Here is a 15,227-nt window from a genome sequence, read left to right as displayed (position 1 = left end):
TATTTTTTGGCGATCGCTACATCCCCGACCGGTTGCGCTTTTGATAGCAGTAAGCTATCAGCTTTGGGCAATCAACTTGTGTCAAATTCCCGTCAATCGGAGAGCCGGCTCGTCAGATTTTGCAGTGCTTTTCGTGGGGGATGCCGCCCCAGTAATCTTGCCAGCCCACCCGCTTTTCGTGCCATTGGATGGCATCGCGCCACCAGATGCGGAGCAAGTAATTCACGTTTGCCGTCCCCCCCAGCATCAACGAATTGGCCGAGGGGTCGGGGACGAACGGCAGGTGTGCTTTCGGTGCGCCGATGTCGAATTGCGGCTCGTCGTGGATGGGCGAATTGTCCCGGCCGGAATTTTTCCCTTCAAAGCGTTTCCACCCCACTTCCTCCAGAAATTGTGTCCAGATTTCTCGGTCGTACTCGTCCGTCCCCCCCAGCCCGCGATAAACGTCGAGTTGCACGGAAAAACCGAACCGGCGATCGCTGTACTTCAGCCACAGCCGGTCTATGGTGCGGAGGTCTTCGCAGGGGAAGTTGTAGGCGCCGAACAGTCCGGCGATCAGCCCGACGGCGAAGCTTTCCTCCCGATTTCCGATCGCCGAGATGACGCGCCGCGTCTCCGCGTCCGCTTCCTCCCACCGTCGCGCCGCGAGCAGGTCGCGCAGTTCGGTGTAGTCCATCCCCACCGCCGATTCGAGTTCGACGGTTTCCAAAAAGTCGGGTTCCGATTTTGACCGCAAGTAGGCTTCGGATTCAAACCGCGCCCGAGTGTCGAGGGCAATCGCCGCCGACAACAGCGAGACGATCGAGAGCGCCGCGGCCCAATACAGTAACTTTTTCCGTTTCATGGCAGGTGTTTTTATAGCAATCAGCTCTGGCGTACCCTTGTCGCAGCGCAATAAGCCACGGTGTCGGGGAGAGTAGTTTTGAGCCGAGCGACTTCGACTCCGGCGAAGGGCACTCCCGCGAATTCCACGTCGCGATCGCCGATGCGGGCCGGTCGGATCACAGAGCGATCGGCGATCGCGCCCGCCAATACCCTCGGCTCCGGTTGGGGTCGGGTGTCGAGTTCTTCGATAGAGTTTTTGGGCGGGGACTCTCACCGGGCTGAGGGGGCGGGTCGGACTCTGCAAAGCCTGCCGAAATTCGACGATCGCCTCGTTGAGATCTTGGCGGGGGACATCGACGGTGCGGCGCAGGGGCGGGGAATCGGGGACGGTGACGATGATGGCTTCGATTTCGCGGACGCCGACTTCTCGGGCGACGGCCAGAGATTGCCGATCATATGCGATCGCCGTCTGATATTGCGCCAAGCGCCGATCAACCCAACCCAGGTTGTTGAGGCACCTGGCTTCTCCGGGGCGGTCGCCCAGTTCCCGGTAGATTTCCACAGCCGCTTCAAAGGACGCGATCACCTCCCGGAACTCGCCGTTTTGATACCGCCCCTTCCCCCGCTCGAACAGGCGGTCGGCTTCCGCTTGCCGTCCTTGCGCCGCCGAGGCGATCGCCGCCGTTCCGGGAAAATCGATGCCCTCCCCGGTCAACCCCGGAATGTTCGAGAGCAGCGCCAGACCCGCGATCGCGCCAGCGACGGGGAGGCGAATTCCGGAGTTGCGACGTACAGTTTTCATCGGTCGATACCCAACCCAACTCGGCGGTTGAATGGATGGGGATTCGGGATACCGGATCACTCCTCCCGCCGCGATCGCGACGCGGGTTTTGTACCCCGGCCCGGGCAACCGGAACTCCCGAACCGGCCCCATTTCCCCGTGCTGGCGATCGCACTTCTCTGTGCACCGGAGGTGGGGGTGGACGAAATACGGTCCCCGTCATCAAATCGGCTCTCGGTCGTTTCCATTATCCCCCATCACTTTCCCCCAGAACAACGGCGGGGGGGTGGGCTTCCCCATTCCCCGGACGGCATCCGCCGGACCGACGTCAAAAGGTGAACGCGCGATCGCCATCGAGTGCAATTGCGATCGACCTGCGATCCGCGAAGCGCCCCGATCGCCTCAGATCATGTCCGCTCAAACAGTTATGATTCCTGGGTGCCATCTTCTGAAGCGGCTTCAAACTTTTGCCGCTTGCCTGTTGCCGATTGCCTTTTCTCGACGTTAAGTGTCAGTATTCAAACGGACTTGATATCAGTCGGATTCCAAGTCCGCCGGTTCTCGGGGGCGATCGAGGTGGTTTGGACTCACAGGTAAGTTGGGATCGGCCGGCCAACGAATCTCAACCGTTGTCCGCCCTCACGAGAATCTTTGACGATCGGATAAAAGTACCCGGGCATTTTCGGCCGAGTAAAGGCGATTTCCCCACAGTAGGAATAGCAGGACAGCGCCCCCTGCAACAATACCAGCGAATCGACGGGGCGCGACAAGTGACCGCCCCCATTGTGACCGGTCAGCATGGCGGAGACGACGATGCACCCGAAGCTGTGCCCCATGAGGTGGAACCGCGCCGGCGGTGCGGCCTGCTGTAGCTGTTGAAGCAGTTGGAAACCGCCGCTTTCGCCGACCCTACACGCCCGTTTTTTCATCTTCCAAAAAGAAAGCACCCGAAGCGGTTCGAGCAGCGCGTCCCGGACCGAATCCTCGTCCGTCCGACCGTCTTTTATCAATTGTTTGCGTCTGTTGATATAACTGGTTTTGTAATCAAAACCTTCGCGATCGTCGCCCGGTTTTGCGCCAACTCCTTCGTATTTCAACCCGTACAGTAAGTTGAGTTCCCGATCAAGTTTTCGCATTTCTTGGGGCAAACTTTTCGGGAATTCTGACTTTAACCTGGAAACATTGTTTAACTGTTCGGAATAACGATTCGCCTGCCAAATAATCTTTTCGATCGCTTGCTGTTCGTCGGAATCGGCGGAACCGTCCGACCCAACGGCGGGGGAACGAGAAGTGTCGGACAATTCCCCTTCCCAATCGTAATCGCCCCCGACCAGGCTGGGCCACACCAACCCGACGAACAGGGGTCGAAACTGTCCGTCGCGTGCGGCATCCAGTTGAGACCAGTCCGCCTCCATCCGACCCGCGATCGCCTTGAGCCACTTGCCGTACTGAACCTGGGCGCGTTCGATGTCGGTCTTCCAACCGTGGCAGAAGATGAAGACATCGGTGGGCCGTTCCGATGCCAGCGCCTGCACCAATTCCCGGCTTCCCGAATCGGGGTCTTCTTCGACGCCCTCCTTGTCGAAATTGACGAGGTAATATTCGACCGGCTGATCGTCGTGCCACAGGACGGGGTTTCCTTCGGCATCGACGGCTTGAATTTTCGGCATTATCAACCCTCCACAGGGGCATTGGGGGGCGATGTCGGATGAGTGATCGATTCGAGGGTGCGATCGCCGCTGCCGATTTAAAACGGCTACCCAGCCTTCGATCGCTTCCCGGACCCATTCCTCTCGGGAGTAGCCGCGGGTTTGGAGGTAGAGGTTCAGTCGGTCGTAAAGGTGATCCGAGAGTTCGACGGTCAACGTCTTGGACATGAGTGCAAAGTGAACGCTTCACCGTGATGCTGTACACCGCCTGCCTTTGTGCCGGCCGACCGTCCCCCGGGACAAAAAAAAGCGATCGCCGGGGATTGCACATCTGAAATTTTGTGTTATTCTAGTTTTCGTTAACTCCAAAACCAAAACCGTTGAGGGAGAAAGGAGGTGATGCCCATGAGCGATAGTAGTAAACGCATGGGTCACCGAGTTGGAGAACGCCGGCTGTGCGCCGGGGCTGGCCTCTAAATCTGGCCTAGATTCCCGATTCGGGAGTCGAAACGCCCATATTAATATGGTCTGGCTGGATTGGAGAGATCCTTCCGGCAGTCAGGTTCCAACATCGGAGACCCGCTAGACCGCTCTTACCCCATTCATGCCGAGGCGATCGCCGAACGCATCATTCCGGGTGAGGGCGGATAGTTTTTTGGGGAGAACCCAGACCGCAACTGTAGCATTTGGAGACTTTTTTCAAGATGGCCGAATTACTCAGCGACGCCAAAATCCAGGAAATGGCCACCCAGGTTCCGGACTGGTCCGTGGAAGGCAAGGAGCTCAAGTGCGTGAAAACCTTCGGCGGCTTTGTCGAGGCGGTGGATTTCGTCAACAAACTGGTTGAACCCGCAGAGTCGGCGGCACACCACCCCGACCTGGCGATTTCTTACAATAAGGTGACGATTACCCTCACCACCCACGATTCCGGGGGATTGACGGAAAAAGATTTTGCGATGGCTAAGGAAATTTCCAGCTTGAGTTAAATCACCTTTCCGCCTCGGAAACCTTCTGTCGGTGAGAGGCGGACGGGTGAGGTGTCGGAAATTTGAGATTGTAGGGGTGCAAGCCTTGGACCCGAATTTGAGATTCTCTCAGATGACTGCGGGTTGATGACCAATTCCCCCGGAAATTGGCATCTGACGCGATTCTGGCAAGACCGTTCCCAAATGAGTTAAAATTCCAAACAAGCTGGCGGCGGTCAACTGGTTCTGCGTTCTGATGTCGAATTATGATTTTTGAGAATCTCAGGGTGTCACAGGAATTAGCCGAACAGGCGGAGCTGATCGAAAAATTGCTGGATATCGGGGCGGCACTGTCGGGCACTCGGGATCTCGCCAAACTGTTAAATCTCATCCTCAGCAAGAGCCGGGAAATCACCTGTAGCGACGCGGGAAGCGTCTATCTCGTCGATCACAGCGACAACCACTCCAAGTTGCTGTTCAAGGTGGCTCAGAATGCGTCCCTGCCGAATTTGTCGTTCCGCGAGTTTGCCATTCCGCTGACGGATAAGAGTCTGGCGGGATATGTGGCGCTGACTGGGAAAAACCTCAATATTGAGGATGCGTATAATTTACCACAAACCGAACCCTACCGCCTCGATCGCAGCTTCGACGATAATATCAGTTACCGGACCCGTTCCGTCCTCGTGCTCCCCATGCAAAATCGGGAGAGGGAAACCATCGGGGTGCTGCAACTGATCAACCGCAAAAAGCATCCGGACCGGGTTCTGACGCCGGACAATGCGATGGCGGAAACCCAACCCTATTCGAGTTGGGAGGAACGGATTTTGCGATCGCTCGCTTCCCAAGCCGCCATCTCCATCGAACGCAGCCAATTACAGGAGAGTATCGAGTTCCTGTTTGAAGGGTTTGTCAAAGCGTCCGTGCAGGTGATCGAAGCGCGAGATCCCTGCACGTTCGGACATTCGGAACGGGTGGCGACGCTGACGGTGCGGCTGGGGGAAGAAATTAATACGATTACCCAGGGAAGCCTCGCTTCGGTCGAATTTAGCGATCGCCAACTGCAAGAATTGCGCTACGCCGCACTGCTGCACGATTTCGGCAAAGTCGGAGTCCCGGAAGCGATTTTAACGAAGTCCAAAAAACTCTATCCCCGGGAGTTGGAAATCGTCCGCCAGCGGTTCGCGATCGCGCGCCGAAGTTTGGAGATGGAATGCGTGGAGACGAAATATCAACTCCTCCTCGACAACGGCAACCTTCACCTACAAAATCCGGCTGAATGTCCCCACTGCCAGCGCCTCGAAGAACTCGACACCAATTTGGATCGGGCGATCGCACGGTTGAATGAGTCTTGGAATCTGATCCAACAAGCGAACGAACCGCAGGTTTTGGCGATGCCTCCCCTGGACAAACTCCGGCAACTTTCGGAGATGACCTATCGGGATGTGGACGGAAAAATTAAGCCGCTGGTGACACCGCAGGAGGTCGAACAACTGCTGGTGAGTCAGGGAAATTTGACGGCGGAGGAACGGCGGATCATCGAATCCCACGTCACCCACACCTACGAATTTTTGAAGCAAATTCCCTGGACGAAAGCGCTGCAAAACGTCCCCGATATCAGCTACGGACATCACGAAAAATTGGACGGGACGGGTTATCCGCAGGGGTTGAAAAAAGAGGAAATTTCGATCCAGGCGCAGATGATGGCGATCGCGGATATTTACGACGCGCTCACGGCCGGCGATCGGCCCTACAAACACGGCTTCCCCACCGTGACGGCGCTGAAAATTCTCCGCCAAGAAGCCGCCGGAAATAAGCTCAACGCGGAGCTTTTGAGCGTCTTTGAACAGCGCCAAGTTTACCAGGCCTTGAACCATTCGCTGGATGTGGTGATGGAGTTGGCGTAAACAATTGATAATTAATAAGTTGATAGATAATGAGTCAATTGATTCCTCACTCCGATCGCGCCGATTTTGCCGTGCAGTGTGCGGTGGTGACTCTCAGCGACACGCGCACGGAAGAAACGGATACCAGCGGTCAGTTGATTCGGCGGATGTTGAGCGAAAGCGGCCACGACATTCGGGAGTATTTGATTCTCAAAGATGAACCGGATCGGATCTGCGCGGCGATGGAGAAATTGTGCGGGGACGGTGGAATTGATGTCGCGATCGCCAACGGGGGGACGGGAATTGCGCCGCGAGATACCACCTATGATGCGATCGAGGGGTTGCTGGAAAAAACGTTGCCGGGATTTGGGGAACTGTTCCGGTTTTTGAGTTACTCTGAAATCGGTTCCCGCGCGATCGCTTCCCGTGCGGTGGCGGGGGTGTGTCGGGGGACTCTAATTTTTTCCGTTCCGGGTTCCCGGGGAGCTGTTAAACTGGCGATGGAAAAGTTGATTTTGCCGGAGTTGGTGCATTTGGTGAAGCAAATTCGGGGGGATAAATAATGAACGAGAATCCGAAGCCGTCCCCGACTTACAATCCCTGGGATTACAAACCTTGGTGGTGTCAGCCTTGGTCGATTTTGCTGACGGGAGTCAGCTTGATGGGGGGGAGTTGGCTGCTGTTTCACCGCATTTGGCTCTCGGCGACCGTCGCCGTTCCCGTTTTGACGTGGATGGGGTTTTTTCTGTTAATTTGGCCGGGGTTGATGCGATCGGCGATGCAGTCCGAGGTGGAAGGCGATCGCTAGGCTTGTTCGAGGGGTGCCATTGTCAAGCCTTCGCGGCTGAGTTGGGTGTGGTACAGTTCCGCCTGTTCCTGGGGGCCGACCCAAACCGTCGCCTGACCTTCGTAGTGGACTCGGTTGGTGAGTTTCCAGGCGCGATCGCTCGTCATCCCCGGAATGTACTTCATCAGGCAGTTGGCGACGTGCTCAAAGGTATTAAAATCGTCGTTGAGGACGATCACCTTATAGTTGGGATAAGGCTTGCGGACGGTTTGGCTGGAACGACTTGGAGCCGTGGTAGGCGAGGCAGTCATGGCTCAACTCTATGGGATGTGTGACTTGCTAAAGTACCGGAGCGGCGAACCGATCCGAGTATTGAAGTCGATCGCCCCCCATTATACCAATTCTCTCGATTTTGGCGAAGAATTTTTCTCTGTTGCCGTGCGGCTGCTTTTGATTGTCGGCGACAAGTTCTCCCTTCTCGGTTTCCTCCAGAGGAGAATTGGCAACGATCAATCATCGGTTAACGGACTATATAACAATTGTTATCACTTTTAGAAATGTCATTCTGATAGGCGATATCGCTATCAAGCATCAGCTTGAATACTTTCCCAGGCCAGCCGTTGACGATGCCAATTCTCCATGATAGGATTAAATCATGTAAGGCGCAAATAGTTTTTCAAGGATTTGGGGTGATGCACCTCAATCTCAAGCCCTCTCGCCCGGATCAATTGGGGGTTTTCTTGAGATGCAGTAATTTCATTCGCTTCCCAACTATTAGATGTGCCTCTGTTAAGCCTTTTAAGACAGATGAGGCAGTCAGCATGACCGAAAGTTCATCAGACAAGCTCAACCGACTGTATAGCGAAATGTATGTTCTTCTTGAAAAAGAAGAAAAAATGCGTCATGAAACTGAAAAGCTTCTGGCTAAAGCAAAAGCCATGATAGATCCGAGGAAAGAATTTAATAAATGGCTCAAATCTTCTGAAGGAAAGGCTTGGAAAAACAAGCAATTTGAGTATCAAGATGGGAAGTGTGCTTATTGTGGTGAGTCGCTCAGATTAGCTGATTCTGAAGTCCATCATATACTTTCCTTGAAGGAGGGTGGTAAAGAAGCTAACAAGCCCGAAAACTTCAAATTGCTACACCCCAACTGCAATCGTAAAATTGGAACTAAAATTGTTGATTTTGATTGAGGCACTAGAGGATTTAGTTATGACAAGTAAACAAGAATTAATCAAACAAGTTTCCCAACGAATTGGCTGGAGTCAAGCTGATGTCAAAAGGGCTGTAGAAGATTATGGAGATGTCGAAACAGAAGAGGATGTAATGGCTTGCTGCCTTCATTATGCGGGTCCAGAATTGAAGAAGCGTAATTATCAAATTGGAGCGATGAAAAGGGTTGACAAGCAGCAAAAATCAACAATCGAATCTTTGGTTAACGATCTAACTGATCAGAAAAATTTCTATCAAAATGAACTGATTCCCAATTTGAGACAAACAATTAGTGAACAAGCCAACCGTATTGCAGAACTGCTCAAAGATGTCGGCAAAAAAATCAATCAATAAAAAAAACAGAGTGAAAACGTCATGAATACTGAAAACAAAAAGATCACTAAGTTGCATTTAAGGTCTTTGGGATTGACAGATTACTTGGTCAAAGAGACTGTCAGGGGATTGCCTTCAGAAAAGGAAGGTTCATACAATATCTATTCTATTTCTGATGTTAAAAATTCCATACAAAAGAAATTGAACAATCCTCGAGTTAAAGATACAAGCCGGGAAAAATTAGAAAGAGTATTGGATTGGTTGCATGAAAAATATAATGTCATTGAGGTTGATTTTCTCAAAAAATTAACACCTGAGCAAAGATTGGATTTTTTGTACAAACGCAATGAGGAATTATTTGAAAAAGAAAAGCAAATCAATCAACAAACAGATGAATTGTTGAGAAAAGCACGCCAAATGATAGCCAAATAAATGCTGTTATGCGGTTTTTTCAATGGCTTGCAGGTTGATTTTCGCCTGCAAGCTTTGCCATTGTAAGTATTTGACGTTCGATATTCTAACTTTGAATCAACTCAAATCTCTCGATTGATTTATTGTTGTAGCGAGCACACTTTTTTAAAATCAATCAATATGGAAGAACTGCTCGAACTCAAACGACTTTTGTTGAAAGGAGACATTGCGGGTTCCCTCGCTATTGTTGAAGAACTGGAAGAAATGAGCCGCGATGATAAAATCAATAAAATTACCAGCTATGCCATTATTTTATTATTGCATTTAATCAAACAAGCAGTCGAAAATCGGACGACTCGCTCTTGGGATGTGTCGATTCGGAATTGTATCCGGCAAATTGAGAGAACCAACAAACGCCGCAAGTCGGGGGGATATTATCTCCGCCGGGATGAGTTGTGGGAGGTGTTACTGAGTGCCTATCCAGATGCGATCGATGCGGCATCTTTGGAAGTGGAAGAGGGACGGTATGAACCGCGAGAATTGGAGGATTTAGCCGATCGCGACACTATTTTAAATCGGGCGATCGCGTTAATTTGGGAGGATAGATAATATGGAAGAATTGCTGGAACTCAAACAATTATTGCTCAGAGGAGATATTCCGAATTCTCTGGTTATTGTCGAAGAATTGGAAGAAATGGGTCGAAAAGAAATTATTAGGACGATTCGCAGTTATGCGGTTATTTTGCTGTTGCATTTGATCAAACAACAAGCCGAACAGAGGACGACCCGTTCTTGGGACGTTTCGATCCGCAACTCCATTTTGGATATCCAGGACGAAAATAAACGACCCAAATCGAAAGGATTTTATTTGTCCGAAGCGGAACTCTACGAAGTTTTAGAATCAGCTTATCAAAAAGCCATCAACAAAGCCTCCTTGGAAGTCCGGGAGGGACGGTATGAACCGCGAGAATTGGAAGATTTGGTCGATCGCGAAACTCTTTTAAATCGGGCGATCGCGTTGATTTTAGCAGAAAACAGATCGTCCCGGTAGACCATCCTTTTCGCGTCGGCCCCTCGAATCGGCGGACGGGTGAGAGGCGGTTTCCGTCCTCGGATTGTCAATTGTCCGGGATGGGATGATGGCGGGGGGTATGAATTGAATGAAAGGCGATCGCCGGACGACCGTCAGAGATCTGATAATAAATATCAGTTCGATGGTGCGATCGCGGATAAGCCGTACCACTGAAATTAGTGAGTGATCCGATCATGTTCAAACGACTTGCTATCATTTTATCGCCGTTATTGTTATTGCTTTACGTCAATCCAGCCTACGCAATTCCGCCCGCAATTATCACGTCATGGCAAGAAACATTGTTGGCGGAAAGACCCTGTTTGGAGAGGGCAGAAATTGCCCTGAGAGATACGGGGTTTTCCGATAATTTTGACATCGTACAGCAAAGTGTTTTCGGCGATCGCGGGGAGTACACCGCATCCATTCGCTGCATCCCGGACAAGGAAATGGTCTTTTTTATCGTAGTCGGTTACAACTCCGACGAACGGGAACGATTAATTAATTCGATAAAAGCCAATTTTTGACGATTTTTTGCGATAGGGTTCGATCCCCCATTATCCCCCTTAACAAGGGGGACTTATAGCGGTTGACGATTTTTTGCGATAGGGTTCGATCCCCCATTATCCCCCTTAACAAGGGGGACTTAATTTATAGCAGATGAATCGCTAGTTGAGGTGGGCGAATACCTTCGCCCGCTGCACGCCATTTTCCCGTCCGGTGGCGGTGACGGTGAGCGATCGCAAATGGTCGAAAAAGGGTTTCCCGGACAGTTCCAGCAGCCGCAGCAGGGGGATTTTTTTGCGAATAATCGGTTCGCTGACATCCCAATCGATGTAAAAATAGCCGTCGTTTTCCCGGGGTAAAGATTCGAGACTATTTTGAAATTCGGGATTGCTAAAAATCGTCCCGGTTTCGACGGCGTGGATCGCCGAGTCGATCGCCTCGACGGAAGTGGCAAAAATCTCGTAATCGCCCACGGTGGCATGAACGCCCCGGGGTTCCGCCTCGATCATCCGCTTTTTGGCGATTTTTTGATTCTTACTATTCTGATTCGGAATTGGGATGCTTTTCAGTTGCGTCCAGGCCGAGAGCGTGTCATCATTCAGGACGAAACTGCCGACACTGTAGCCGCGATCGGCGGCGATCGCATCCAATTGTTGAATCGCGGTTTCCGCCTCCGGCGTCCGCTTCGCCACGAACACCCAATCCGTGGGTTTGTCCTTCCCGGACGGGACGGCAACGGGGCGGGGGACGAGGGCGAGGGCGTATTCCTCCGTCACCCAACTGAAAATATCATTGGGAAGATCGACCCCCCAGCTTTTTTGCAGCAAATCGAGCGATCGCGTCAATACCCCCCGCAGCGTCTCATTACCCGATAGCGTCGTCGAGGTTTCGTCCCACAAATTCCGCAGGTCCGTCCCCGCGATGACGAGGGGACTCTCGGCGGTGATATAGTCCAAAGCGGGAATCGGTGCGGACAGCAGCGGCGGTTGGACTTCCCGTCCGGCGGTGGCGATGGTTGCCGTGTCCGCCAGCAACCCTTGGGGGTGGAGGGCGAGTCCCAAAGCCAAACTGGGTTGGATGGGGAGGGCGTCGATTTCGTCGGGGGTGAGGCGCCAATTTCCCAAGTTCAAATATACCAGTCCGATCTGGCTGGAGTCCAAAGCCGCGATCGCCCGTTTATAGGCTTGTGAGTTCGCTAAATTTAATGTCGATACCTGGAAATTATTGATCGCCTCCCGCAACACCTTCGGATAGTTGGCGAACAGGACGAAGCGATCGCCCAATACCGCCGTCGCCAGGGTGGGGGCGAGATCCGTCAATTCCGGGGACTCGGATTGGCGGTAGGTAATCGTCACCCCCCGGTAAGGTTCCGACACCACCGAGACACCGGACACCGCCTGCCGCTGCCAAAATAAATCCAGGAATTCCCGACTCTGGCGGGGATTTTCCGAGGTGAGGGCGAGGAGATATCCCGGTTGGCGGCTGTTGCTGGCGTCGCGATCGATGTCCGGGGCCATCAGGGACAGGGTGATTTCCCGTCCCAGCCAGGGTTTGATGTCCCGGCGGTAGTTCAACTCCGTATTTCCGACCAGGACATCCCGAAATTGCTTGAATTCGGCGTGCGATCGCCTCCGTTCCGAGGGTTTCGCCGACACCTGTCTGAAGGCTTCCAGGCGATCGGGATTCACCAGCAGGGAGGCGGTGAAAGGGGCATTTTTCGGCACGAATACGGTCGCCGCCGGGACGGTTTTGGCCTGGGCCCCCAGCAGGGACACGGGACTTTCGCCCAACAGCGTGAAGAAGAAACCGAGCCCCACCAGCAGCAGGGCGGCACTACCGACGCCGAGAAGAATGAAAAATGATCGCAGCTTCATGATTGGAACGGATAAGCAATCGCAGGTCAACGGTTCGGGACCGGTGAAACCGGAAGTCCGAACAGCCCATAGAACATTATGGAGGTGTTTGGCGGTTCTGACTAGCAAGCGGCGGAGGAGGCAGGGGGGCGGAGGGGACGGAGGAAGCGGAGGGGGCGGAGGAAGCGGAGGAGGGCAATAAATTATCAATTATCAATTCTCCCTACACCCTACACCCTACACCCTACACCCTTATTCTCCCCACCCCCTAGAATAAGAAAGGTTCTCACCCCCCAGCGTTCAATGACAGCAACCCCGTCCGTCTCGTCGGCTTGGCAACAGTTACGCAGTGGCGCCATTGGCTGCGATCGCGCTTTGGAGTTGTTGGTGGACTCCGATGGCATCGTCAACCTGAAATTGCTCGATCGCGACGTCAGTTTTCGCTTTTTCCGGGAATTTCCCGATCGCAGCCTCCTCCCTCCGGTGATTCCCCTGCTGCTGTGGCGAAATTGTTACTATCTGGGGTCGCCGGTTTCGGTGGAGATGGAAATCATCCGCCAGATGAGCGAGCGCACCTTTTCGGATATTAAAATTATCGCGATCGACGATAACAGCTACCGCGCCTGGTATCACACCCAAAACGCCGACCCCAACCAGATCAGCGCCACCCCCCTCGTCAATCCCCTCACCGGGGAAGTCGAACAGGAGGACGTCAGCCGCACCACGGAATTGTACCTGTCCAAAGCCGCGGACCAACTGGGGCGGATCAAAACCCTGATTTCCGGGGCCCTGCGAAACCGCGCCAGCGACATCCATTTGGAACCGATGCTGGACGGCTTGCGGGTGCGTTACCGCATCGACGGGATGCTGCGGAATATCACAAGTATCGACCCCGACATCGGGCGCCGGGTGGTGGTGGCGATAAAGGTGATGTCGAATATGGATATCGCCGAAAGTCGCCGCCCCCAGGATGGCCGCATCGGGGAGAATTACGCCGCCGGGAAGGATTTGGAGATCGGGTTGGATATGCGGGTAAGCACGTTGCCCTGCGTGGGGGGTGAAAAGGTGGTGATCCGACTGTTGCCCCAGGAGAACCCGTTTTCGGGGTTGGGGGATCTGGGATTTTCGCCCAAAACCCTGGATATTTACAAGGGATGGTTGGTCCAGCCGCAGGGGATGATTATTTTCACCGGCCCGACGGGTTCGGGGAAAACCAGTACGCTTTACAATAGCCTGCTGGAGGTGGCGACGGACCAGGTGAATGTGGTGACGGTGGAAGATCCGGTGGAATATGTGTTGCCGGGAATCACTCAAACCCAGGTTCACGAACGGGCCGGGATGACGTTTGCGGCGGGTTTGCGGGCAATTTTGCGCCAAGATCCGGACATTATTATGGTGGGGGAAATCCGCGATCGCGAAACGGCGGATACGGCGGTGAGGGCGGCGCTGACGGGGCATTTGGTGTTGACGACGCTGCACACGAACGACGCGATCGGTGCCATTCCCCGTTTAAAAGATATCGGACCAGACCCGGGTTTGATCGCCGATGCGCTGTTGGGAATTGTGGGACAGCGGTTGGTGCGGCACATTTGCCCCCACTGCGGGGCGCCTTATCAACCGTGCGATCGCGATTTGGAAGTGTTGGGATTGACACTAGAAAATGCGAGGGCAGAAAACTGGCGAAAAGGTCGCGGCTGTTCCAATTGTTTTTATTCGGGATTTGCGGGAAGGGAAGCGATCGTGGAACTGCTGGCGACGGACGATCGCATCCGCCAAATCATCTACGAGGGGACCCTGGCGGAATTATATCGCTATCTACACGAGACGGGTTTTTTGTCCTTCCGAGTCGCCGCCGTCGAGAAGGTGACATCGGGAGTAACGACGGTGGAGGAAGTGCAGCGGGTGTTGCCCCGCAGTTCCCTGGTGCGGCGGTTTTGAAATCTATCTATATATAAAGGAAGTTCGGCAATTGAAAGCGTTTGACAAACCCATTCCCAAAGAAAAACTCGATATTCTCGAAAAGAATCGGTCGAACTTATTCGCTTGGCGGGGTCAATTTTCGCCCCAACTGATCGAAACGCTATTGGACGCATATTGTTTGCCCAACTCGGTCATTCTCGATCCGTTCGTCGGCAGCGGAACCGTCTTGTTAGAAGCCGGTCGTCGCGGATTTGAAGCCTACGGTTTTGAAATCAATCCGGCGGCGTGGATTCTCAGCAAAACCTACGAGTTGATGAACGATCCTCACAAAATGGAATTGGTCAAAACCATCAGAAGTGCGATCGACCGTGAATTTCCCTTTAGAATTTTTGATATCGACGAACCGGTTCAAGATTGGGAACCGAAGTTAAAAAAGATTAGAAATAAATTGAATCAAGAAGCAACCGATTTTACACGGTCATTCAATACTGTTTGGATATGGCAGGCACTCTCAGGGAATTGTCGAGAGTCGGCAAAGATGAGGCTCGGGTTATCTTGGTTGTCGGCCATCAATCCAACGTCCTGGGAGTCCCTTTCTACAATGCCGATATTATCGAAAAAATTGCCATCAAAACCCATCTATTTGACAAGGTTTTGCGACAAAAGAGAGAATTTAAAAATAAATTCGGAAAAATTATCCGAGAAGATTTGATCAACTTGATCAATCTCAAGAATGAGAGTAAAATTGATCAAAAAGAGATCGAGACAGTTGCCCGAAAAGAAGCCTTTGATGTTTTGACAGGTAGTCTGTCCTCGGTATCGTCAAAAAATCGTCAACTTCTCGAAAATGCGATCGGCAAAGTTCACGATATTGGAAAAACTCCATTTCTCGAACAGATGTTGATGAAGACCCATAATTTCTCCGTGTCCTCTGATAACACGGTAATCGGTTGGGAAGGAAATGGTGGGTTACGGCGCGGATGAAAAGTTGTGGGTTTTTCCGAAAAATTACGGCCGCGCCTAACCCACCCT

The 15,227-nt window shown here is 52.7% G+C and carries 19 protein-coding genes and 1 pseudogene; 15 read left to right on the top strand and 5 right to left on the bottom strand.

Features of this window, described 5'->3' with window-relative positions; genetic code table 11:
- Positions 1–112: 112 nt before the first annotated feature.
- The 3 genes from LKE08_RS25745 to LKE08_RS25735 form a co-directional block, all read right to left on the bottom strand.
- Positions 113–1,627, bottom strand: a complete 1,515-nt coding sequence (locus LKE08_RS25745; protein ID WP_324707146.1) for a GUN4 domain-containing protein — start codon at positions 1,625–1,627, stop codon at positions 113–115.
- 56 nt (positions 1,628–1,683) lie between these two features.
- Positions 1,684–1,854, bottom strand: coding sequence for a hypothetical protein (locus LKE08_RS25740; protein ID WP_324707145.1), 171 nt, complete (start codon positions 1,852–1,854; stop codon positions 1,684–1,686).
- A 339-nt stretch (positions 1,855–2,193) separates the two neighbouring features.
- Entirely contained in the window at positions 2,194–3,483 is a 1,290-nt protein-coding gene (locus tag LKE08_RS25735) for a hypothetical protein (protein WP_324707144.1), read from the bottom strand.
- A gap of 476 nt (positions 3,484–3,959) precedes the next feature.
- Between LKE08_RS25735 and LKE08_RS25730 the strand changes: the two genes are divergently transcribed.
- The 4 genes from LKE08_RS25730 to LKE08_RS25715 all read left to right on the top strand — a co-directional run bounded on the left by LKE08_RS25730 (position 3,960) and on the right by LKE08_RS25715 (position 6,911).
- Positions 3,960–4,241 carry a 4a-hydroxytetrahydrobiopterin dehydratase gene (locus LKE08_RS25730; protein WP_324707143.1) on the top strand — a complete coding sequence of 94 codons (282 nt, stop codon included), beginning with the start codon at positions 3,960–3,962 and terminating at the stop codon, positions 4,239–4,241.
- A 245-nt stretch (positions 4,242–4,486) separates the two neighbouring features.
- Positions 4,487–6,124, top strand: a complete 1,638-nt coding sequence (locus tag LKE08_RS25725) for an HD domain-containing phosphohydrolase (RefSeq protein ID WP_324707142.1) — start codon at positions 4,487–4,489, stop codon at positions 6,122–6,124.
- A 29-nt stretch (positions 6,125–6,153) separates the two neighbouring features.
- Positions 6,154–6,666 carry a MogA/MoaB family molybdenum cofactor biosynthesis protein gene (locus LKE08_RS25720; RefSeq protein ID WP_324707141.1) on the top strand — a complete coding sequence of 171 codons (513 nt, stop codon included), beginning with the start codon at positions 6,154–6,156 and terminating at the stop codon, positions 6,664–6,666.
- Positions 6,666–6,911 (top strand): DUF6737 family protein, encoded by a 246-nt coding sequence (locus tag LKE08_RS25715; RefSeq protein WP_324707140.1) that lies wholly within the window; start codon positions 6,666–6,668, stop codon positions 6,909–6,911. The genes LKE08_RS25720 and LKE08_RS25715 overlap by 1 nt, the downstream gene beginning before the upstream one ends.
- On the opposite strand, the gene clpS is transcribed toward LKE08_RS25715, so the two are convergent.
- The gene (gene clpS / locus LKE08_RS25710; RefSeq protein ID WP_324707139.1) at positions 6,908–7,201 is read right to left on the bottom strand and encodes an ATP-dependent Clp protease adapter ClpS; all 294 of its coding nucleotides are present in this window, start codon (positions 7,199–7,201) and stop codon (positions 6,908–6,910) included. The genes LKE08_RS25715 and clpS overlap by 4 nt on opposite strands.
- Here clpS and LKE08_RS25705 point away from each other — a divergent pair.
- From LKE08_RS25705 to LKE08_RS25675, 7 genes are all read left to right on the top strand, one after another.
- Positions 7,200–7,445, top strand: a complete 246-nt coding sequence (locus tag LKE08_RS25705) for a hypothetical protein (protein WP_324707138.1) — start codon at positions 7,200–7,202, stop codon at positions 7,443–7,445. The two genes, clpS and LKE08_RS25705, sit on opposite strands and share 2 nt — an antisense overlap.
- A gap of 71 nt (positions 7,446–7,516) precedes the next feature.
- Complete coding sequence (locus tag LKE08_RS25700) at positions 7,517–8,083, top strand: HNH endonuclease signature motif containing protein (RefSeq protein WP_324707137.1); 567 nt, start codon at positions 7,517–7,519, stop codon at positions 8,081–8,083.
- 19 nt (positions 8,084–8,102) lie between these two features.
- Positions 8,103–8,456 carry a hypothetical protein gene (locus LKE08_RS25695; RefSeq protein WP_324707136.1) on the top strand — a complete coding sequence of 118 codons (354 nt, stop codon included), beginning with the start codon at positions 8,103–8,105 and terminating at the stop codon, positions 8,454–8,456.
- A gap of 21 nt (positions 8,457–8,477) precedes the next feature.
- A complete protein-coding gene (locus LKE08_RS25690) occupies positions 8,478–8,867 on the top strand; it encodes a hypothetical protein (RefSeq protein WP_324707135.1) in 390 nt (129 codons plus the stop codon).
- Between the two features lie 159 nt (positions 8,868–9,026).
- Positions 9,027–9,455: a DUF29 family protein gene (locus LKE08_RS25685; protein ID WP_324707134.1), complete on the top strand. Its 429-nt coding sequence runs from the start codon at positions 9,027–9,029 to the stop codon at positions 9,453–9,455.
- 1 nt (position 9,456) lies between these two features.
- Positions 9,457–9,897 carry a DUF29 family protein gene (locus tag LKE08_RS25680; protein WP_324707133.1) on the top strand — a complete coding sequence of 147 codons (441 nt, stop codon included), beginning with the start codon at positions 9,457–9,459 and terminating at the stop codon, positions 9,895–9,897.
- Between the two features lie 215 nt (positions 9,898–10,112).
- Positions 10,113–10,442, top strand: coding sequence for a hypothetical protein (locus tag LKE08_RS25675; protein ID WP_324707132.1), 330 nt, complete (start codon positions 10,113–10,115; stop codon positions 10,440–10,442).
- A gap of 141 nt (positions 10,443–10,583) precedes the next feature.
- Here the strand turns inward: LKE08_RS25675 and LKE08_RS25670 are convergent, their stop codons facing one another.
- Positions 10,584–12,296 carry a DUF3352 domain-containing protein gene (locus LKE08_RS25670; protein ID WP_324707131.1) on the bottom strand — a complete coding sequence of 571 codons (1,713 nt, stop codon included), beginning with the start codon at positions 12,294–12,296 and terminating at the stop codon, positions 10,584–10,586.
- A 282-nt stretch (positions 12,297–12,578) separates the two neighbouring features.
- Here LKE08_RS25670 and LKE08_RS25665 point away from each other — a divergent pair, with 282 nt between their 5' ends.
- The 4 genes and pseudogenes from LKE08_RS25665 (at position 12,579) to LKE08_RS25650 (ending at position 15,179) form a co-directional block, all read left to right on the top strand.
- Positions 12,579–14,213 (top strand): GspE/PulE family protein, encoded by a 1,635-nt coding sequence (locus LKE08_RS25665; RefSeq protein WP_324707130.1) that lies wholly within the window; start codon positions 12,579–12,581, stop codon positions 14,211–14,213.
- A 31-nt stretch (positions 14,214–14,244) separates the two neighbouring features.
- Positions 14,245–14,418, top strand: a pseudogene (locus LKE08_RS25660) (DNA methyltransferase); the annotation flags it as partial.
- A gap of 3 nt (positions 14,419–14,421) precedes the next feature.
- Positions 14,422–14,907 carry a hypothetical protein gene (locus LKE08_RS25655; RefSeq protein ID WP_324707160.1) on the top strand — a complete coding sequence of 162 codons (486 nt, stop codon included), beginning with the start codon at positions 14,422–14,424 and terminating at the stop codon, positions 14,905–14,907.
- Positions 14,904–15,179 (top strand): hypothetical protein, encoded by a 276-nt coding sequence (locus LKE08_RS25650; protein ID WP_324707129.1) that lies wholly within the window; start codon positions 14,904–14,906, stop codon positions 15,177–15,179. The genes LKE08_RS25655 and LKE08_RS25650 overlap by 4 nt, the downstream gene beginning before the upstream one ends.
- Positions 15,180–15,227: the final 48 nt, after the last annotated feature.

The organism is Lyngbya sp. CCY1209 (genome assembly GCF_035615495.1).
In the GTDB taxonomy this organism is placed as follows: domain Bacteria; phylum Cyanobacteriota; class Cyanobacteriia; order Cyanobacteriales; family Microcoleaceae; genus Limnospira.
This window is presented reverse-complemented; position numbering and strand designations above follow the sequence as displayed.